This window comes from Sphaerisporangium sp. NPDC049002, from assembly GCF_040649355.1.
GTDB lineage: Bacteria > Actinomycetota > Actinomycetes > Streptosporangiales > Streptosporangiaceae > Sphaerisporangium.
This window is the reverse complement of record NZ_JBEZFH010000057.1, coordinates 16,227-36,308: the sequence shown is the minus strand read 5'-3', so window position 1 is coordinate 36,308 and position 20,082 is coordinate 16,227. Positions and strand designations below refer to the sequence as shown.

The following is a 20,082-nucleotide window of genomic DNA, read 5'->3' as shown; positions in this document are numbered from 1 at the left end:
GGAGATGGCCACGAACAGGGTGATCATGGCGGCGCCGATGAGGAACACCGGGTTGCGCCGCAGGTCGTACCACGCGTCCTCACGACGAACGGGCTCGTCGAGCCGGCGCCCTGGGTCGCCAGTGACCCGAACGCCAACGTGCTCTACGACTGGACGGAATTCGCGCGGGCGAGCAGCGGCGGCACGGGCATCTTCATCAACTCCACGACGGTCGACATGTTCAGCGTCCCGCTGACGGTCAGCGTCACCGACACCTCCGGCAACACCCAGACGCAGGGCATCCCCGGCAACCGCACCGGCATCCTCAACGCGTTCAGCGGGCTCGGGTCGCCGTGGTCGGGGCTGACCACGACGCGCCCCTCCGACGGCCTCGCTCTGCGCGTGCTCGCCCCCGTGCACGCCATCGCCAGGGGCTCGTTCCCCTCGACGTACCTCGACTCCTACGTCAGCGGCGTGTGGTCGTACTACGCCTCGCACACGCTGACCGTGCAGACGTCGCTGGGCAACTTCACCGGCACGACCAGCGGCGCGAACTGGACCTTCAGGGGCGCGTCCGGCAACGTCATCGGCACGCTCACGCGGCCGACGACCAGTGACGTCGTCGCGTGCGCCGGTGGCCTGCAACCGCAGGGCCAGCCGGACGTGCCGGCGATCCTCGCGGTCGGCGCGCGCGTGTGCGCGGCGCTGAACCGGGCGACGCTGTCGACGGCGAGCAGGGTCATGTTCGACACGCAGCCGACGACGGACGCGACGAAGTTCTACGGGCAGTCCGCGTCGAACCTCTACAGCAAGACGATCCACGCCAACTCGCTGAACGGCCTGGCGTACGGCTTCTCCTACGACGACGTCGGCAACTTCGCTCCGACGATCGACCAGCCGAACCCGTCGTCGGCCGGCATGACGATCGGCTCCTTCGGTACGAGCGGCGGCGGTGGCGGCACGGTCGGCGGTCAGCCGATCACGGGTCCTGGAGGCAAGTGCGTCGACGTCGCGGGCGACGACACCGGCGGTAACGGCGCGCCGGTGCAGCTGTGGGACTGCCAGGCCGCGGCCGTCGACCAGCACTACACGATGACCGGGAACACGCTGCGCACGTTCAACGGCGGCAAGTGCCTCGACGTCGTGGACAACGGCACCGCGAACGGGTCACAGGTCCAGATCTGGGACTGCTTCGGCTCCGGCAACCAGCAGTGGGTGCTGCAGTCCGACGGCTCCATCAAGAACGCCGGATCCGGCCGGTGCCTCGACTCCCCGAGCGGCGCGAGCGGCAACGGCACCCGGCTGCAGATCTGGGACTGCAACGGCAGCGCCGCGCAGCGCTGGTCGTTCGCCGGCGGGGCGAACATCGCGGGCCCCGGTGGCAAGTGCGTGGACGTCGCCGGCGACGACATCGGCGTCAACAACACCGCGGTCCAGCTGTGGGACTGCCAGTCGTACGCGAAGGACCAGTTCTGGACCTGGAACGGGCAGACGCTGCGCACCCTCGGCCGCTGCCTGGACGTGCAGTCGGGCGGCACCGCGAACGGCACCGCGTTGCAGCTCTACGACTGCAACGGCAGCGGAGCGCAGAACTGGGTGCAACTGTCCAACGGGTCGATCCAGAACCCGCAGTCCGGCCGGTGCGTCGACGCTCCGAGCGGCAACACGGCGAACGGCACCCGCCTGCAGATCTACGACTGCAACGGCAGCGCCGCACAGCGTTTCGCCGTCCAGTGACCGGCCCGCTCCGGCCCGGCGGCGCGCCCGCGCCGCCGGGCCGGCGGTGACAGGCGGCTAGCGGGAGATCATCTTCTCCTGCCTTTCGTTGTACCGGTGGCCCTGGATCCGGACCTTGGCCAGGGCCTCCTGGATCTCGCCGAGATCGCCGTCGTTCAGCTCCACGCTCACCGCACCGAGGTTCTCCCGCAGGCGACGCACTTTGGTGGTGCCGGGGATCGGGACGATCCAGGGCTTCTGGGCGAGGAGCCACGCGATCGCGATCTGGGCCCGGGTGGCCTGCTTGCGGTCGGCGATGGCGCCGAGCAGTGTGACCAGCTCCTCGTTCGCCGCGCGCGCCTCCGCTTCGAAGCGGGGGATGGTGGCGCGGATATCGCCGTCCTCGAACGTCGTGGCCTCGGTGATCGCGCCGGTCAGGAAGCCCTTGCCCAGGGGGCTGAACGGGACGAAGCCGATACCGAGCTCCTCAAGGACCGGCAGGATCTTCTCCTCCGGCTCGCGCCACCACAGCGAATACTCGCTCTGCAGCGCGGTGACCGGCTGGACCGCGTGGGCCCGCCGGATCGTGCCGACGCCGACCTCCGACAGGCCGAAGTGCTTGACCTTGCCTTCCCCGATCAGCTCCTTGACCGTTCCCGCGACATCCTCGATCGGCACGTCCGGGTCGAGGCGGTGCTGGTAGTACAGGTCCAGCCGGTCGGTGCCGAGCCGCTTGAGCGACCCTTCCACGGCCGCCCGGATGTGCTCCGGCCGGCTGTCCAGACCGGTCTGCCCGCCGCCCGCGTCGAACGCGAAACCGAACTTGGTGGCGATCACGACGTCGTCGCGCACGGGCTTCAGCGCTTCGCCGACGATCTCTTCGTTCACGTACGGGCCGTAGACCTCGGCCGTGTCGAAGAAGGTGACGCCGCGCTCGTGGCCGGCGCGGATCAGCTCGATCGCCTGCCGCCGATCCGTCGCGGGACCCAGGCCGAAACTGAGGCCCATGCAGCCCAGGCCGATGGTCGAGACTTCCAGGCCGTCGGGTCCAAGCGTCCGAGTCTTCATGAGTGTTCTTCCCATCCGATAGGCGTGTGTTTCCGGGGCCGCGCCGGGAGTCCGGCCGGGCAGGACGTCCACGGTTCGAAGATCGCGCGGGCCGGCACGTGCTGTTCACCTGCCATGCCTTCCAGTGTTGCACCGCCCGTGGCCCGGGCCGAGCCGTTTGGGGGGCCCTGTCACACCCCTGAACGCCGCTCCCTGCGCGGTCAGGCACCCTCTCCCGGAAGGTCCCGCACGTGATCCCCTAGATGGACCCTCGGCGCGTGGGGCGACGTCGTCGCGACCCGAGGCCGTCGCCGAACGACCCGGCACACCTAGCCGGCGCTCTCGTGATCGGCCAGGACCTCGTCGATCACGCGGCGCTGGACGGCGGCCTGCTCCTCGTCGGTGCCGATCTTCTCCGCCAGGACGATCAGTGCCTTCCACAGTGCCCAGCCGCGGGCCCGCGCCCACATGGCGGGGTCCTGACCGGCGACGCCGCGGAAGGTCTCCCGGCTGTCGCCGGAGAACATCGTCCAGGCGATCACCAGCTCACACGCGGGATCGCCGACACCCGACGTCCCGAAGTCGATGACGGCGGCCAGCTTCCCCTCCCTGACCAGCAGGTTGCCGCTCGCGATGTCGCCGTGGAACCACACCGGAGGCCCGGACCACCTCGCCTCCAGGGCGGTGTCCCAGACAGCCGATGCCCGGCCGGTGTCGACGTGACCGTCCAGCGCGGCCAGGGCACGACGCGTCTCGTCGTCGTAGTGCGCCGGCGGCGTACCCCGGTAGGAGCTGTGCGCGCCCGCCCGGGGCCCGTCCGTCGCGTCGGCGCTCTGCAGGGCGAGGATGAATTCGGCCACCGAGGCCGCGAACGCGGACAGGTCGTCGATGCGGTCGAGGGTGGCGGTCTCCCCCTCCAGCCACCTGCGGACCGACCAGCCGAACGGATATCCCGCCCCTGGGACGCCCTTCGCCAGCGGCACGGGAACGGCGACCGGCAACGACGGGGCGAGGATCGGCAGCCATCGATGCTCCTTGTCCACCGCCGGCGCATAACCGGCGGCGGTCGGCAGACGCACCGTCATCTCCTCACCGAGGCGGTAGGTGCGGTTGTCCCATCCGTCGGCCTCGACCGGCGCCACGGGCAGGTCGCTCCACTGCGGGAACTGCTCCGCGACCAGTCGCCTCACCAGTGACGCGTCGATCCCGGCACGTCCGTCCGGGAACTGGCTCTCGATCACCCCGAGAGTGTGACGACCGTTCCCGCCGCCCCGCAAAGGGTTTTGCGAGGGCCGGATCCCGCTCGGGCGGCAGGGGCCGCAGGTCACGTCATGGCGGCGGCCCGCGAGACGCCCGAGATCTCCTAGCGGGCGGCCCACCTGACCTCGTACGGGCGCAGGGTGAACGGCCTGCCGTCCACGGTGGCGGTGACGTCGGCACCGGTGGTGTTGACCATCACCAGTCGCCGAGGCTGCGCCAGCACCCGGACCTTGGGGTCGGAGGAGGTCACCTGCTCCAGCCGGGCTCCGGCCGGGAACCACCTGACGAAGTCGCTCACCAGCCGGCCGGTCGGGAGCGCGGCCCCGGTCTTCGGGTCCCACATGCAGCCCTGGCAGGCACCCTGCTTGGCCTGCGGATTCCAGTACAGCGCGGTGGCGGCGCCGCTCCTGGCGAACTCGATCATCGAGGCGGCCTGGACGGCGAGCCGCATGGACGCCGACCAGGTGGTGCCGTCCTCGGGGACGAAGTACCACTCCGACCACCAGACGGGCAGGCCCCCGGTCCTCTCGCGCAGCCAGGTGGTGACCGCGCTGAACTTGCCCAGCGCCCCGAACGCGTCGGGCAGCAACTGGTGGGCGTCGGTCGGCGAGGCGCCGTCGACCACGACGAAGTCGGCGCCCTTCTTGTTCTTGAACCAGTACTCGAAGGCGTCCAGGGCGTTCTGGTTGACGACTCCCCACGGGCCCCGCAGCTCGGAGGTCCCGGTCTTGTTGCTGTCGAAGCCGATGTACGGCCCGCCGATCTTGGCGTCGGGCCGTACCGCCTTCACCGCGTCGTACACCTTGTTGTAGAGCTCTGTGTAGCCCTTGAAGTCCGCGGGCTTGGAGTGGTCCTTCCAGAAGCCCTTCAGCTCGTTCCAGACCATGAAGTACCGGACGTCGCGGTACTTCGTGGCGACGGCCGCCGACAGCCTGGCGAAGTCGTCGAAGTGCTCGGGGTAGGGGGCGTCCTCCAGGTGCTCCTTCCAGGCCGACTCCTCGGTCGGGCCCTCGGGGCCTCCCTTCATCCAGTCAGGGGCACAGCAGAGCGTGATGATCTGCGTGCCGCCGGACCGCTTCATGAGGTTGGTCCGGCTGTCGAGGTCCTCCCAGAAGAACTCCTGCGGACGGGGTTCGGGGTTGAGGGCCCCGAACCCCATGATGTGCTGGTTCTGCAGCATCGGGGTCTCGGCCAGCGTCCGGGTCACGTCCTGCTCGAACCGGTCGGTGACGTTGTTGGCGCTGACCCCCGTGTGGGTGAACCCCCAGCGGGGCCACGCGGGGTCCACCCCCGGCGGTTCCCCGCTCCCCGTGCCGGGCGTCGCCGGGGCGCCGGGCCGCCGCGTGGCGGAATCCGCCCGGTCGGTCGTGTCTGGGGAGGAACAACCCGCCACGACCAGCGCCATCGCGAGAACCCCCGCCACCAGGGCGATCAGCCGGCCAGGGCTCCACCCCGTCGATCCCCTGCTACCCGATGACACCTGATCCTCACCCGATCCTCACCGTCGCCTTGATCAGAGCGTTCCACGGGCGGCTCCCGGGAGTCGCGTCGAGGGCGTGATTCACAGGCAAGTGTTACTGGCGGACCGGGCAAATAACCTACTTAACATGTAGGAAAACCATGCTAAGCTGCCCGTGTGGTGAGCTCTCCTGTGGTGGCCGTCGTGGGCGGCGGCGGCAGCGGCACGCTGGCGACGATCCACCTGCTCCGCCGTGCCCGGGAACGAGGGACGCCGCTGCGGGTGACGCTGATCGACCGGTACGGCCGCCACGCGCTGGGGCAGGCCTACTCCACGACCGACCCGCACCACCTCCTCAACGCCTGCGTCGACAAGATGAGCGCGCTGGAGGACGACCGGGGCCACCTCCTGACGTGGGCCCACGAGAACGGCCTGGACGTGGCCGCCTCCGACTTCTTCCCCCGCGAGGCCTACGGCCGCTACCTGCGCCATGTGCTGGACGCCTCCACCGGGCCCGATCACCGGGTGACCCGGGTCACCGGCACGGCACGCGCCCTCACAGGGCGCGGACCGCTGTGCGTGCACCTGTCGGACGGTCGTACCGCCGAGGCCGACGCCGTGATCCTTGCCACCGGCAACCCGGCCGCGGCGTCCTTCCCCCACCTCGCGGGCGACGACCGCTACATCGCCGATCCCTGGGCGCCGGGCGCGCTGAACCGCGTCGGCGGCGGGGCCGACACGCTGGTGATCGGCACCGGCCTGACCATGGTCGACGTTGCGGTCACCGTGACCCGGCGGTCCCCCGGCGCGATCGTGTACGCGGTGTCCCGGCACGGGCTGCTGCCCCGCCCGCACCGCCGCCCGTCCCCGCCCTGCGTCGAGGTGCCGATACCGGACGGGCCGCTGCGGCTCGCCGATCTGCTGCGCGCGGTCCGCGTCGCCGTCCGGGACAACGACGGCGACTGGTACGGCGTGGTCGACGGCCTGCGACCCCGCGTCCCCGAGCTGTGGGCGCGTCTTCCCGTCGGGGAGCAGCGGCGGTTCCTGACCCTGGTCTCCCGCTACTGGGAGGTCCACCGCCACCGCGTCCCGCCCGCGACCGCCGCCCGCGTCACCGAATTGCGTGCGACCGGCCGCCTGCGGGTGCTCCGCGGCCGGGTAACCGGCGCCACGCCCGATCCCGGGGGGCTGACCGTGCGGGTGAGCGGCGACGGGACGACGCGCGAGCTGCGCGTCGGCAGGCTGGTCGACGCCACCGGTCCCGCCTCGGGCCCCGCCCGCGACCCTTTCCTCGCCCGCCTGCTCGCCGACGGCCTGGCCCGGCTCGACCCGCTGGGGCTCGGGCTGGACGCCGATGCCGGCGGCAGGGTCCTGGACGCCGGTGGCCGGCCGAGCGACCGGATCGTCACTCTGGGACCGGCGCTTCGCGGAACGCGCTACGAGACCACCGCGATCCCCGAGATCCGCTCCCAGGCGGCGGCCCTGGCCCCGCGCCTGCTCGCGACGATCACCTCAGGCCGTCTGGCGGAGCACGGCGGCCGGGCCCGGCTCAGCGGGTGATACAGCCGCGCGCGGCGAGCTCGATCGTCACCAGGGTCGCGACGACCTCGGCCGCCAGCAGCGCCACCAGCACCACGAGCTGCACGATGCCCGCCTGGATCGGACTGGCCCCGCCGAGCAGCATGCCGACGAAGGCCCCGGGGAGCGTGACCAGCCCGACCGTCCTGGTCTGGTCCAGCGCGGGCACGAGCGCCTGGGCCGACGCCGGGCGGCAGATCTCCAGCGCGGCGGCCCTCGCGCCGAACCCCAGAGCCAGCGCCGCCTCCACCTCTCCCCTGCGCTGGGCCAGCTCGTCCAAAGCGCGGCGTCCCGCGAGGGTGGTGGCCGTCAGGCAGCCGCCCAGCAGGATCCCGGTGATCGGGATGATCACGATGCCGGCCGTGGAGATCACTCCACCGGCCACGAGCAGGGCCAGCACGGGCACCGTGCCCGACGCGATGGGCAGCCCCGCCCACCACCCCGTCCGGTTCCCGGTGACGCGGCGGCCCGCGGTGAGGGCGGCGACCCCGTACATGACCAGGAGGAATCCCGCCACCGCCGCCGAGGAGGCGATCACCCAGGCGATGACCGCGGACACGGCGCCCAGTTGCAGGGCCCCCCGGGCGGACGCCGTCACGATGGCCCTGCCATGGCCCAGCCGGCCAAACCAGGCCACGAGGGCGCCGCACGCGACCATTAGGAGCAGGACGACCGGCAGGAGCGGGGTGAGGGAGATCAGCGTCGAGGAGGGGGCCGCCGTCAGCGGGTCCTCTTCAGGCGGCCCGGCAGGCCGGCGAGGCCCCACATGGTGACCCGCCACAGGGCCTCGGCGACGACGGCGCGGCTCATCTTGCTCGCCCCGACGACGCGGTCGACGAACGTGATCGGCACCTCGACGACCCGCAGGCCGTGCCGGATGGTGCGGAGCGTCAGGTCGACCTGGAAGCAGTAGCCCTGGGACTCCACGTCGTCCAGCCCGATCTTCTCCAGCGTCGAGGCGCGGTAGGCGCGGAAGCCGGCCGTGGTGTCGCGCACCGGCAGGCCGATCATGAGCCGGGCGTAGGTGTTGGCGCCCCGCGACAGGAACTCCCGCCGGGCCGGCCAGTTGACCACCTTGCCCCCCTGCACCCAGCGCGACCCGATGACCAGGTCGGCGCCGTTCGACAGGGCGTCGAGCAGCAGGGGGAGCTCCTCGGGCTTGTGCGAGCCGTCGGCGTCCATCTCGACCAGCACGTCGAAGCCCTGGGACAGGCCCCAGCGGAACCCGGCGATGTACGCGGCGCCGAGCCCCTGCTTGCTCGTGCGGTGCAGCACGTGGACGTGGTCGTCACCGGCGGCCAGCTCGTCGGCCACGGCCCCGGTGCCGTCGGGGCTGTCGTCGTCGGCGACCAGCAGATGGGCATCCGGCACCGCCGCCCGTAGCCGTCCGGCGATCATCGGCAGGTTCTCGCGCTCGTTGTACGTCGGAACGATGACAAGTACCCGCCCGAGGATCCGCTCCATCACCCGTCCTCTTCATCGGTTCGGTCCTGTTGTGGCGCCGGGCGCCGCCGGAGGGCGGCGGCCAGGGCACCTGCCCCGACGAGCAGCAGGGCCCACTCAGGTAGGGCCCCGACTCGCGTCGCGAGGGTCTCACCCGTACGGATCGGGACGGTCATCACGGCCATGTCCGCGACCCGTTCGGCGGTCTGCCAGCGCACCTGGCCGCCGGGGTCGACGTACGCCGAGATGCCCGTCGTGGCGGCGGTGATCACCGCGCGATCGTGCTCCACGGCCCTCAGCTGCGACATGGCGAGCTGCTGGGGCGGGAGGTTGGTCAAAGCGTAGGTGGCGTTGTTGGTCTGCACCACGATCGGGGTGCCGCCGGCCAGCACGGTGCTCCGCACGATGTCGTCGAAGGCGACCTCGTAGCACTCGACCGCGCCCACCGTCACCGGCCCCATCCTCAGATCACCGTCACGGGTGCCGGCCAGCGACTGCAGGCCGACGAGGTTGATGCGCTTGATGAACTTCGCGAGAAGGTCCTTGAAAGGGACGAACTCGCCGAACGGTACAAGCTTTCGTTTGTCATAGTAAGCGCCGGGACCGCGCACCGGATCCCAGACGATTCCCCGCGTGTACCGGTGCCGCCCGTCCGGCGACCGCACCACGGCGCCCACCAGCACCGGCACCCCGATGTCGCGCACGGCCGAGTCGATGACCCCGTAGGCGAAGGAGTCTCGATAAGGGTCGATGTCTGTGGAATTTTCAGGCCACACCACGATGTCGGGCTTCTGGACCTTCCCCGCCCGGACCGCCCGCGCCAGCTCGTGGGTCTTGTCGGCATGGTTGCGCAGCACCACGGCCGGCTCGTCGCCGAGGAAGCCCATGCCCTCGCCGGGCACGTCGCCCTGGACGACCCCGACGCGCACACTCCTCGCGCCCTCAGCGCCCGGCCTCGGCACGGCGTACCCGAGCAGGGGCACCGCCACCGCCCCTGCCAGGAGGAACGCGATCTCCCTGGTCCATCGCCGGGGAGCGAGCCGTACGGCCAGAAGGGCGAGCAGGGCCCCGCAGAGCACCACCGCGAAGGTCACCAGCGGCGCGCCGCCGAGCGCGGCGTACGGCGTGAACGCCGACCGCCCCTGGCTGAACGCGACGCGCACCCAGGGGAAGCCGCCCACGGGGAACAGCCCCCGGGCCCACTCCTGGGCGACCCAAAGGGCGGCCACCCACAGGGGCCAGCCGCGCAGCCGGGTCACCACGGCGACCCCTGCCGACATCGCGGCGAAGAACAGGCTCTCGACGGCCACGAGGATCAGCCACGCGTCGTCGCCGATCGGCCGCACCCAGGCCAGCGCCGGGACCAGGAAGGCGGCGCCGCCGAGGTAGCCGAGCCAGGCGGCCCGGCGGGCGCGGACGCCGCGGACCGCGAGCGTGAGCAGCGCGACGCCGGGCGGCGCGAGGAACCACAGCCCCACAGGGGGGAAGGCCAGGAACAGCAGCACCCCGCCCACGAGGCACGCCGCGAGCCGCCAGAGGGCGCACGAGGGAGGCGGCGCGCCGGAAACGGCCGGCGCCCGCTGGTCGTCCTGCACCGTTCGCTGGGCCACAGGGGCGGGGTCTTCTCTCACGGGTCCATCGGTAACCACCGAACGCTACCGCTCAGCGGACCCCGCTCCAACCGCCGGGCTGGCGCGGCGGTGAAAGATCACGCATGGTGATCCCTGGGTCTCCCCGGTCGCACGGGAACCCAGGAACCACACTGCGGTTGCGGCACGGGACGGGAAGAGGGCCCGGACGACCCTTCGGACCGGATCCGTCCCGTCGGCGGCGAGCGCGGAATTCCGTTGTCTACTGGGTGTCCAGGCCCCTCCCGGGTCCAACCCCCCATCCGGCTGGGGTGCCCCGACTCGACGGAACGCCAGCGCTGCGCCTGGCTGAGCAGACGGAGTCGTGCTCCGTCATGACGCAGAATCCGACGATGTCTGAAGACGGCCAACCGGTAGTCCCGTGCTGGACTGTCCAGCAAACTACCGACCTCAGCTCAGATGTCAACCGTGTCCCGATCAGCGGAAACACCAAGTTTTCGCAGCTAGGACAGGACACGTGAGTGCCGTCAATGCCGTCATGTGTCCCGATGTCCGCACTCGGGGAGGCGTATTTGTGGCGCTCGCTCCACTCGCGCGGGGGTCGCGGGGCCCCCGCCGGTCACGTGCCGGCGCACCGGGAGAGGACGGCGGGCAGCTCGCCGGTGTGGACGACGCCAAGCCTCCGGGTGGCCCGGGTCAGGGCGACGTAAAGATCGCTGGCCCCGCGTGGCGACTCGTCCAGGATCTCTCCCGGTTCCACGACGACGACTCCGTCGAACTCCAGGCCTTTGGCGTCGGCGACGGTCAGCACGGCCACCGGCGCCTCCAGCGCGGCGGCTCCCGGCCCGGCCACCGCGCCCGGGACCGACGAGGTCACGGCCTCGCCCAGCTCCGCCGCGCGGGTCGCCGGGACGATCACGACGAGCCGCCCGTCCTCGACGATCTCACCGCTCACGATCGGTCCCAGCTCCTCCGGGCCGCCGATGCGCCGCGCCCAGGGCCGCACCCCGGTCTCGCGGACCGACTCCGGCGCCCTGAGGCCCGGGCCGACCAGCTTCAGCACGTCGGCGGCGACGGCCATCAGCTCGACCGGGGTGCGGTAGTTGACGGTGAGGGTCTCCTCGCGCCAGCGCCCGCCCGCGTAGGAGTCCAGGACCTGTCCCCAGGAGGCGGTGCCCGCGACCGAACCGGTCTGGGCGATGTCCCCGACGATGGTCATCGAGCGGTTCGGACTGTGGCGCATCAGCATGCGCCACGCCATGGCCGACAGCTCCTGCGCCTCGTCCACGATGATGTGCCCGTACGCCCACGTGCGGTCGGCGGCGGCGCGCTCGGCGGTCGTCAGGTGGATGTCGTCGTCCCGGTGCCTGGCGGCGAACCGCTCGGCGTCCATGATGTCCGCCATGCCGGTCAGGTCGAGGACCTCCTGGGCGTAGAGCAGCTCGGCGTCGCGTTCGGCCTCCTCGGCGCGCCGCGCGGCGGCGAGCTCCTCCTCGGCCTGCATCGCGGCGGCGCGGAGCACTCCGGCGTCGATGTCGCCGAGCAGCTCGGCGGCCTCGTCGAGCAGCGGGACGTCGGCCTCGGTCCAGTGGTCGCGGCCGCCGCGCGGGACCTCGCGGAACAGCGCGTCCTGCTCGGCGGGGGTGAGCCCGGCGTACGCCATCCGCTCGCGGGAGGCGAACAGGCCGATGAGGAGCCGCTGGGGGGTCAGGTAGGGCCACAGCCGGTTGAGCGCCGTCTTCACGGCGGGCTCGGTGCGCAGGTCCTCGCGCAGGTCGGCGAAGTCGCCCTCGTCGAGCATGCTCCGGCCGAGCGCCTTGGCGGCCTGCTTGGCCAGCACGTTCAGGATGTGGCGGACGAACACGGCCCTGGCCTGGTTGTGCGGGCGGCGGCTGCGCGCCGCGCGGTTCCTCGCCGCGTCGCAGGTGCGCTGGTCGAGCCGGAGGGTGTACCCGCCGAGGTCGATGTCGATCGGCCGCCTCGGCACCCGCTGGCGGTCCTGCACGGCTCGCGCCACCACGTCGGCCATGCGGATGGCGCCCTTGACCGCGGCGGCCTCGGCGGACTCACGGGCCGTCGCGGTGATCCCCGGGTACAGCTCGGCGACCGTGGACAGCAGGACGTCGGTCTCGCCCAGGGACGGCAGGACCTGCTCGATGTAGCGCAGGAAGGTGAGGTTCGGGCCGACGATCAGTACGCCCCGGCGCGCCAGCCGCTCGCGGTGGGTGTAGAGCAGGTAGGCGGCGCGGTGCAGGGCCACGACGGTCTTCCCGGTGCCCGGTCCGCCCTGGACCACCAGGATGCCGTTGAGGTCGCTGCGGATGACGCGGTCCTGCTCGGCCTGGATGGTGGCGACGATGTCGCGCATGCGCCCGGTGCGCTTCTCGTCCAGGGCGGCCAGCAGGGCGGCCTCGCCGTTGAGCGTGGCGCGGTCGGCCTCGGTCAGCCGGTCGAGGTCGAGCAGGTCGTCGTCGACGCCGATGACGCGCCGGCCCCTGGTCTGCAGGTGGCGCCTGCGGGTCACCCCCATCGGGACGGCGGGCGTGGCGCGGTAGAACGGCTGGGCCACCGGGGCGCGCCAGTCGATGAGCAACCGTGCCTGGTCGTCGTCCGACAGGCCCAGGCGGCCGATATAGAGGGGTTTCTCCCCTGTCAGATCGAGGCGCCCGAAACACAGGCCGTTCTCCACGGCCCACAGCCGCGCGAGGCGCTCCGAGTACATCCCGGCGAACGAGTCGCGCTCGGACCGGTTCTGGTGGGTGCCGCCACCGCCCTGGGCGAGCACGCCGTCAAGCTGCTTCTGCGTGCGGGCCCGTAGCAGGTCGAGCCGCTCGTACAGTCCGCCGACGTATTCCTGCTCCCGGGCGAGCTCGATTTGACGGGTAGCCCCTGCTTCATTATTATTGGTAGTAATGTGAAACTCCGGGCTTTTATGCTCTTTATGTTTAATGTACGACAAGGCCCCAGAATAGCAGATCGACCGGACGACATTCCGTTCACTCCGCCGCCCTCCAAGGCGGCTTTTTCGTTTCCCGGCCGGGCGCGCCCCGGGATCCCGGCACGTCAGCCCGCTCCCGCCCACCGCCAACCTGGTCACAGCTTGGTAGCGGCTATTGACCCTGCTCGGGGCTGTACCTGTACTTTCCTTACAAGTTAGGAAGCTTTCCTAACTCTGCCGGAACGGTCCCGTGACCAGGGCGCGCCGACGGCTGAACGAGGAGCGGTACGGTGAACACGCAGCCGGGAACGCCGAGTCTGTTGCGGGCGATCAATGATCGCGCCGCGCTCCGGGTTCTGCTCGAACGCGGGCCGCTCACCCGCCCGGAGCTCGGGACGCTCACAGGCCTGTCCAAGCCCACCGCCTCGCAGTTGCTCTCGCGGCTGCAGGACGCCGGTCTGGTCGTGCTGGACGGCATCCGGGAGGGCCTGCCCGGCCGGACGGCGGAGCTGTACCGGATCAACCCGCTCGCCGCCTTCGTCGTCGCGCTCGACGTGACCCCGGCACGGATCGCGGCCTCGGTGGCCGACATCACCGGCGCCGTGCTGGCGGAGTACCGCCTGCCCACCCCCGGCAGGAGCGCCGGGGACGTCGTCGAGAGGGTGCGCAACGCCGTCTACGGGGCCTGCCTCCAGGCGGGCGTCGACCCCGCCGCTTCGCATCGCGTCGTGATCGGCATCCAGGGGGCCGTCAACCCCGCCACGGCCAGGCTGGGCTACGCCGCCCACATCCCCGGCTGGCACATCCCCGACCTCGTGGGGACGCTGCGCGACGGCCTCGGCGTGCCGGTCGACGTGGAGAACGACGTCAACCTCGTCGCCCTGACCGAGCAGGCCCACGGCATCGCGCGCGGCCACGACGACTTCGTGCTGCTCTGGGCCGACGAGGGCATAGGAGCCGCGCTGGTGCTCGGCGGGAGGCTCCACCGGGGCGCGACCGGCGGCGCCGGGGAGGTCGGCTACATGCCCACCGTCGGCGCTCCGACGTCCAGGGAGACGGGCAAGCGGGGGGACCACGGCTTCCAGGCGCTCGCGGGCGGCCCGGCCGTCCTGAAGCTCATGCGCTCTCACGGCCTGCGCGGCCAGGACCCGGCGCAGGCCGTACGCGACGCCGTGCGGGTCGCCGCGCTGGGCGGCGTCAGGGGCGAGCGTGCCGGGGCCGCGCTGCGGGAGGTCGCGGCGCGCCTGGCCATGGGCCTCGCGCCGATCACCGCGGTGGTCGACCCCGAGCTGGTCGTGCTGACCGGCGGCATGCTGCTCGCCGGCGGGGACGTGCTGTCCGAGCTCGTCGAGCAGGAGCTGCACGCGCTGACCTTCCCGCGGCCGCCCGTACGGATGTCCACCGTCGAGACCAACCCGGTGCTGACCGGCGCTCTCGGCCTCGCCCTCGCCACCGTCCGTGACGAGATCTTCAGCTCCACCGTCCCCTCGTAGCCCGACCCTCCTGATCATCCACCACCCCATGGGAGGCATCCCCGTGAAATCACCTCTGCCGCTCCTCGCGGCGGCGGCTCTCGCCGTGTTCGCGTCGGCCGCCTGCACGGCGGGCACCGAGAGCGCGCCTAAGCCCCCGGCGGCGGGAAGCACGCCGGACCGGAAGCCCGTCACGATCACCATGTGGCACGGCTTCAGCGCCGACAATGAGCTCAAGGCCTTCGACGACGCCCTGGCCGGATTCAGGCGGAAGTACCCGTGGATCACCGTCAAGACGACCAAGGCGATCCAGGACGACCAGATCATCCAGTCGGCGCGCGGCGGCAACCCTCCGGACGTGGCGCTGTCGTTCACCACCGACAGCGTGGCGACGTTCTGCAAGACCGGGATCTTCCAGGACCTCAAACCCTTCCTCGCGGCGAGCAGGATCGATGAGTCGATCTTCCCGAAGGTGATCGCGGAGTACACCCAGTACGAGGGCAGGCGCTGCGTGATGCCCATGCTCGCCGACACCTACGGCCTGTACTACAACAAGAAGCTGATGAAGGGCGCGGAGCCGCCCAAGACGCTCTCCGAGCTGACGGCCCTGGCCAAGAAGCTGACCGTGCGGGACGCCAAGGGCGACATCAAGGTCGCGGGGTTCGTCCCGAGCAGCCAGATGTACGAGAACGCCCCGATCCACACCGGCACGATGGTCGGCGCCAAGTGGACCAACCCGGACGGCACCTCCGCGATCGGCTCGGACCCGGCGTGGAAGCAGCTCATGACCTGGCAGAAGGACCTGGTCGACTGGTTCGGGTACGACAAGCTGGAGAAGTTCCGCAAGAGCCTGGGCGACGAGTGGTCGGCGGACAACCCGTTCAACAAGGGCAAGGTCGCCATGGCGATCGACGGCGAGTGGCGCAACGCCATGATCGCGGCCGACGCCCCGGACCTCGACTACGGCACCGCCCCGCTCCCGGTGGCCGACGACAAGCCCCAGCTGTACGGCGGCGGCTTCATCGCGGGCACGGTGATCGGCATCCCGCGCGGCGCCCAGCACCCCGAGGCGGCCTGGGAGCTGGTGAAGTACCTGACCACCGACACCGACGCCGTGGTGAGCCTGTCCAACGCCCTTCGCAACGTGCCGAGCACGCTGCCCGCCCTCCAGTCGCCGAAGCTGGAGAAGGACGCCAACTTCCAGACCTTCCTCGACATCTTCTCCAACCCCAGCAGCAGCACGCTGCCTGCGCACATCAACTCGGTGTTCAACCAGCAGACCCTGCAGGAGGCGCAGATCAAGTGGGAGTCCGGCCGGGCGCCCGACCTGAACGCGGTGCTGACCGAGGCGGACAAGAAGATCAACGACAAGCTCAAGCTCACCGCGGGCGACTGATCCCATGGCGACGACGACGCTCGCGCGCCGGGGGGACACGGTGCCGGCCAGGCGCGGTGGCCGGTACCGCGGGGGCCTCATGGCGCTGCTCTACCTGTCCCCCTGGCTGGTCGGCTTCACGGTCTTCTTCGCCTATCCGCTGATCGCGACCGTCTACTTCTCCTTCCAGCGCTACGACCTGTTCACCCTCGAACCGGTCGGCTTCCTGAACTACACGTACTTCTGGCGGGACGAGGCAGCCTGGACGTCCATCAGGAACACGCTGTGGCTCGTCGCGGTCATGGTGCCGCTGCGGGTGCTGTTCGGGCTCGGCGTGGCGCAGCTGGTGACCAAGCTGAAGGCGGGCGTCGGGTTCTTCCGGACGGTCTTCTACCTCCCGTCGCTGGTGCCGCTGGTCGCCGGGACGCTGGGGTTCGTGTTCCTGCTCAACCCGGGCACGGGGCCGGTGCCGACGATCCTGAACGCGATCGGGATCCCCTCCCCCGACTGGTTCGGCGACCCCGCGTGGTCCAAGCCGGGGCTCACGCTGCTGGCGCTGTGGTCGGTGGGCGACCTGATGGTCATCTTCCTGGCGGCACTGCTGGACGTGCCCAAGCAGCTCTACGAGGCCGCGGCCCTGGACGGGGCGGGCGGGTGGCAGCAGTTCTTCCACATCACCCTGCCGGTGATCCGCCCGGTGCTGATGTTCGCCACGATCACCGGGGTGATCCAGACACTTCAGTACTTCACCCAGGCGATGGTGGCCGCCCGGGTGGCGTCGGGGGCCACCGACTCCGCCGGCTCGGTCTTCACTCCCGGCTACCCCGACCAGTCGACCCTGACCTTCCCCGAATGGCTCTTCCAGGAGGGCTTCCGTGATTTCGCCATGGGTTACGCCTGCGTTCTGGCGCTGATCCTCTTCGCGGTGTCGATGGTGTTCACGATCTTCCTGCTGCGCCAGTTCCGGGGCCTCGGCGAGGAGGAAGCATGACCCTCACCCTCGCGCCGTCTCCGGCGGCGCGCAAGGCCGGCGCCCGCGGGCCCCGGAACCACCGCGGGCGCGCCACGCTGCGGTGGATCGCCACCCACGCGCTCGCACTCGCGCTCGCGATCATGTTCCTCGGCCCGCTGGTCTTCATCGGCCTGACCGCCGTCATGACCGACCACCAGGCCCTCACCTCGCAGCTGTGGCCCGCCGACTGGGAATGGGGCAACTTCGGCGACATCTTCGTGAAGGCGCCGCTGCTCACCTGGATCGTCAACACGCTGATGTACTCGGTCCTCGCCACCGTGTTCATGCTGGTCTCGTCGATCCCGGTGGCCTACGCGCTGGCGCGGTTCCGCTTCCGGGGGCGCAAACTGGCGCTCCTGCTGGTGATCACCACCATGATGCTGCCGCCGCAGGTCGTGGCCGTGCCCATCTACCTCATCTGGGCGCGGTTCCACCTCACGGGCACGCTGTGGCCGCTGATCCTGCCCATGCTCCTCGGCGACGCGTTCTCCATCTTCCTGCTCCGGCAGTTCCTGGTGACGATCCCGAGGGAGTACTCCGACGCGGCGCGCGTGGACGGCTGCGGCGAGTTCCGCACGCTGACACGGGTCATCCTGCCGATGGCGAGGCCCGCGATCGCCGCGGTGGCGCTCTTCCAGTTCTTCTACTGCTGGAACGACTACTACGGCCCCCTGCTGTACGCGGGGACCGACACCTCCCACTGGACCCTGTCGCTCGGCCTGGCATCCTTCAGAGCCGTGCACCGCGTCCAGTGGAACCTGACCATGGCGGCCACCCTGCTCGCCATGGCACCGGTGATCGTCGTTTTCTTCTTCGCCCAGAAGGCATTCATCGAAGGCGTAAAGCTGACGGGAGTCAAATGATGAAACTGGCCGTTGTCGGGGGCGGCTCCACCTACACGCCGGAGCTGATCGACGGGTTCGCCCGCCTGCGCGACGAGCTGCCGCTCTCGGAGATCGTGCTGATCGATCCCGACGAGCGGCGCCTGTCCCTGGTGTCGGCGATGGCGTCGCGGATGCTCCTGCGGGCCGGGCATCCGGCCACGGTGAGCACGGCCACCACCATCGAGGACGGGGTCGCGGGCGCGCAGGCCGTACTGCTCCAGCTGCGGGTCGGCGGGCAGGCGGCGCGCGACGTCGACGAGACGCTGCCGCTGGACTGCGGCTGCGTCGGGCAGGAGACGACGGGCGCGGGGGGCCTGGCCAAGGCGCTGCGCACCGTGCCCGTCGTGCTCGACATCGCCGAGCGGGTGGCCAGGGCCGCCCCCGACGCCTGGATCGTCGACTTCACCAACCCCGTGGGCATCGTCACGCGGGCGCTGCTCCAGGCGGGGCACCGGGCGATCGGCCTGTGCAACGTGGCCATCGGGTTCCAGCGGCGCTTCGCCGCGAGCCTCGGGGTCACACCGGACCGGATCTCGCTGGGCCACGTCGGGCTCAACCACCTGACCTGGGAGCGGGCCGTCTACCTGGACGGCCAGGACGTGCTTCCCCAGGTGCTCGCCGACCACGGGGAGCGGATCGCCGAGGACGTCGGCCTGCCCGCGTCGCTGATCCGCAGGCTCGGGGTCGTGCCGTCGTACTACCTGCGCTACTTCTACGAGCACGACGCCGTAGTGGCCGAGCAGCGGTCCAAGCCGTCGCGGGCGGCCGAGGTCGCGGCCATGGAGGAGTCCCTGCTCGCGATGTACGCCGATCCGGCCGTGGACACCAAGCCCGCCCTGCTGGAGAAGCGGGGCGGCGCGTTCTACTCGGAGTCGGCGGTGGCGCTGATCGCCTCCCTGGTCAACGACCGGGGGGACACCCAGGTCGTCAACCTCCGCAACGACGGCACACTGCCGTTCCTCACCGACGACGCGGTGATCGAGGTCCCCGCGCGCGTCGGGGCCTCCGGAGCCGTGGCGCTGCCGGTGGACCCGGTCGAGCCGCTGTACGCCGGGCTCATCGCCCACGTCACCGCCTACGAGGCGCTCGCGCTCGAAGCGGCGCTGCACGGCGGCGTGGACCGCGTCACCGACGCCCTGCTCGCCCATCCGCTGATCGGGCAGGCGTCCCTGTCGGCGGACCTGGCCGAGCGGCTGGTCGCGGCCAACCGCTCGTACCTCCCCTGGGCCGGCGACGGGGCGGTGCGGGCGTGAGGACCGTGCTCGCCGTCGACGGCGGGAACAGCAAGACCGACGTCGCCCTGGTCGGCGAGGACGGCACCGTCCTCGCCCGGGGCCGGGGCGCGGGGTTCCTCCCGCAGAGCGCCGGAGTGGCCGCCGCGATCGACGTGATCGGCGAGGCCGTACGGCTCGCGCTCGGCCCGGGCACGCGGCCCCCGTACGCCGACCACGTCGCCGCGTACGTGGCCGGGGCCGACCTCCCGGTCGAGGAGGAACTGCTCCGGGAGGAGATCGTCCGCCGGGGGTACGGTCACGAGGTCGTGGTGGGCAACGACACCTTCGCCCTGCTGCGCGCGGGCGCCTCGGAGCCGTGGGGCGTGGCGGTGGTCTGCGGCGCCGGGATCAACGCCGTGGGGGTCTCCCCGACCGGCGAGGTGGCCAGGTACCCGGCCCTCGGCAAGATCAGCGGGGACTGGGGCGGCGGCTTCGGCCTGGGCGAGGAGGTGCTCTGGAACGCCGTGCGCGCCGAGGACGGCCGGGGCCCCGCCACGCTCCTGCTTGAGGGGGTCTGCCGCTTCTTCGGCGCCCGGCGGGCCGAGGAGGTCGTCCTCGGGCTGCACTTCGGCGACCTGGCGGTGGACCGGCTCCACGGCCTGGTGCCGGCCCTGTTCGCGGCGGCGGCCGAGGGGGACGCCGTCGCGAGGGCGCTGGTGGAACGCCAGGCCGACGAGGTGGCCGTGATGGGGGTGGTCGCGCTGCGCAGGCTCGGCCTGCTCGCCGAGCCGTGCGAGGTCGTCCTGGGCGGCGGCGTGCTGACCGCCCGCGACCCGCTGCTGATGGACCTGGTGGAGGCGAAATACGCCGCGCGGGCCCCCCGGGCCACGCTGGTGGTCGCCGACGTGCCGCCCATCGTCGGGGCCGCGCTGCTCGGCCTGGACCGTCTGGGCGCCGGCCGGGCCGCGATGGAGCGCCTGAGGGCGGCCTTCACCGGGGCCGTCTCCACACCGGCCTGAGGCCGCGCGGCCCCGCACCGGCCTGAGGCCGCGCACACGGCCCCGCATCGGACTGAGGCCGTGCCCCGGCTCCGCACCGGCCCGGGGCCGCCCGGCC

Annotated in this window: 15 protein-coding genes; 8 read left to right on the top strand and 7 right to left on the bottom strand. The window is 71.5% G+C overall.

Features of this window, described 5'->3' with window-relative positions; genetic code table 11:
• On the top strand, positions 1–1,716 hold a 1,716-nt coding region (locus AB0B89_RS14510; RefSeq protein WP_358552333.1), incomplete at its 5' end, for a beta-1,3-glucanase family protein.
• A gap of 57 nt (positions 1,717–1,773) precedes the next feature.
• Here the strand turns inward: AB0B89_RS14510 and AB0B89_RS14505 are convergent.
• The 3 genes from AB0B89_RS14505 to AB0B89_RS14495 all read right to left on the bottom strand — a co-directional run bounded on the left by AB0B89_RS14505 (position 1,774) and on the right by AB0B89_RS14495 (position 5,482).
• Positions 1,774–2,763 carry an aldo/keto reductase gene (locus AB0B89_RS14505; protein WP_358552331.1) on the bottom strand — a complete coding sequence of 330 codons (990 nt, stop codon included), beginning with the start codon at positions 2,761–2,763 and terminating at the stop codon, positions 1,774–1,776.
• Between the two features lie 308 nt (positions 2,764–3,071).
• A complete protein-coding gene (locus AB0B89_RS14500) occupies positions 3,072–3,983 on the bottom strand; it encodes an aminoglycoside phosphotransferase family protein (RefSeq protein ID WP_358552329.1) in 912 nt (303 codons plus the stop codon).
• A 122-nt stretch (positions 3,984–4,105) separates the two neighbouring features.
• Positions 4,106–5,482 carry a xylan 1,4-beta-xylosidase gene (locus AB0B89_RS14495; RefSeq protein WP_358552327.1) on the bottom strand — a complete coding sequence of 459 codons (1,377 nt, stop codon included), beginning with the start codon at positions 5,480–5,482 and terminating at the stop codon, positions 4,106–4,108.
• A gap of 159 nt (positions 5,483–5,641) precedes the next feature.
• Between AB0B89_RS14495 and AB0B89_RS14490 the strand changes: the two genes are divergently transcribed.
• Positions 5,642–7,021 carry an FAD/NAD(P)-binding protein gene (locus AB0B89_RS14490; RefSeq protein ID WP_358552325.1) on the top strand — a complete coding sequence of 460 codons (1,380 nt, stop codon included), beginning with the start codon at positions 5,642–5,644 and terminating at the stop codon, positions 7,019–7,021.
• Here AB0B89_RS14490 and AB0B89_RS14485 read toward each other — a convergent pair.
• The 4 genes from AB0B89_RS14485 to AB0B89_RS14470 form a co-directional block, all read right to left on the bottom strand.
• Positions 7,011–7,805 (bottom strand): ABC transporter permease, encoded by a 795-nt coding sequence (locus AB0B89_RS14485; RefSeq protein WP_358552323.1) that lies wholly within the window; start codon positions 7,803–7,805, stop codon positions 7,011–7,013. The two genes, AB0B89_RS14490 and AB0B89_RS14485, sit on opposite strands and share 11 nt — an antisense overlap.
• On the bottom strand, positions 7,760–8,503 hold the full coding sequence (locus AB0B89_RS14480) for a polyprenol monophosphomannose synthase (RefSeq protein WP_358552321.1): 744 nt from the start codon (positions 8,501–8,503) through the stop codon (positions 7,760–7,762). The genes AB0B89_RS14485 and AB0B89_RS14480 overlap by 46 nt, the downstream gene beginning before the upstream one ends.
• Positions 8,503–10,092 (bottom strand): apolipoprotein N-acyltransferase, encoded by a 1,590-nt coding sequence (lnt, locus tag AB0B89_RS14475; protein WP_358552319.1) that lies wholly within the window; start codon positions 10,090–10,092, stop codon positions 8,503–8,505. The genes AB0B89_RS14480 and lnt overlap by 1 nt, the downstream gene beginning before the upstream one ends.
• A 598-nt stretch (positions 10,093–10,690) precedes the next feature.
• Complete coding sequence (locus tag AB0B89_RS14470) at positions 10,691–12,856, bottom strand: AAA family ATPase (protein ID WP_358552317.1); 2,166 nt, start codon at positions 12,854–12,856, stop codon at positions 10,691–10,693.
• 443 nt (positions 12,857–13,299) lie between these two features.
• On the opposite strand from AB0B89_RS14470, the gene AB0B89_RS14465 reads away from it, so the two are divergent.
• Genes AB0B89_RS14465 through AB0B89_RS14440 form a run of 6 tightly spaced genes read left to right on the top strand, consistent with a single transcriptional unit; the run spans position 13,300 to position 19,985 of the window.
• Complete coding sequence (locus tag AB0B89_RS14465) at positions 13,300–14,502, top strand: ROK family transcriptional regulator (RefSeq protein ID WP_358552315.1); 1,203 nt, start codon at positions 13,300–13,302, stop codon at positions 14,500–14,502.
• Positions 14,503–14,545: 43 nt separating this feature from the next.
• Entirely contained in the window at positions 14,546–15,877 is a 1,332-nt protein-coding gene (locus AB0B89_RS14460) for an ABC transporter substrate-binding protein (RefSeq protein WP_358552313.1), read from the top strand.
• A gap of 4 nt (positions 15,878–15,881) precedes the next feature.
• Positions 15,882–16,847 carry a sugar ABC transporter permease gene (locus tag AB0B89_RS14455; RefSeq protein ID WP_358552311.1) on the top strand — a complete coding sequence of 322 codons (966 nt, stop codon included), beginning with the start codon at positions 15,882–15,884 and terminating at the stop codon, positions 16,845–16,847.
• Positions 16,844–17,731: a carbohydrate ABC transporter permease gene (locus AB0B89_RS14450; RefSeq protein WP_358552309.1), complete on the top strand. Its 888-nt coding sequence runs from the start codon at positions 16,844–16,846 to the stop codon at positions 17,729–17,731. The genes AB0B89_RS14455 and AB0B89_RS14450 overlap by 4 nt, the downstream gene beginning before the upstream one ends.
• Complete coding sequence (locus tag AB0B89_RS14445; protein WP_358552307.1) at positions 17,731–19,005, top strand: 6-phospho-beta-glucosidase; 1,275 nt, start codon at positions 17,731–17,733, stop codon at positions 19,003–19,005. The genes AB0B89_RS14450 and AB0B89_RS14445 overlap by 1 nt, the downstream gene beginning before the upstream one ends.
• Positions 19,002–19,985, top strand: coding sequence for a BadF/BadG/BcrA/BcrD ATPase family protein (locus AB0B89_RS14440; protein ID WP_358552305.1), 984 nt, complete (start codon positions 19,002–19,004; stop codon positions 19,983–19,985). The genes AB0B89_RS14445 and AB0B89_RS14440 overlap by 4 nt, the downstream gene beginning before the upstream one ends.
• Positions 19,986–20,082 lie beyond the last annotated feature (97 nt).

Excerpts from the sequence above, each read along its gene's own strand:
- AB0B89_RS14505 (WP_358552331.1), bottom strand. The coding sequence starts at position 2,763 with ATGAAGACTCGGACGCTTGGACCCGACGGCCTGGAAGTCTCGACCATC.
- AB0B89_RS14480 (WP_358552321.1), bottom strand. The coding sequence starts at position 8,503 with ATGGAGCGGATCCTCGGGCGGGTACTTGTCATCGTTCCGACGTACAAC.
- AB0B89_RS14455 (WP_358552311.1), top strand. The coding sequence starts at position 15,882 with ATGGCGACGACGACGCTCGCGCGCCGGGGGGACACGGTGCCGGCCAGG.
- AB0B89_RS14450 (WP_358552309.1), top strand. The coding sequence starts at position 16,844 with ATGACCCTCACCCTCGCGCCGTCTCCGGCGGCGCGCAAGGCCGGCGCC.
- AB0B89_RS14445 (WP_358552307.1), top strand. The coding sequence starts at position 17,731 with ATGAAACTGGCCGTTGTCGGGGGCGGCTCCACCTACACGCCGGAGCTG.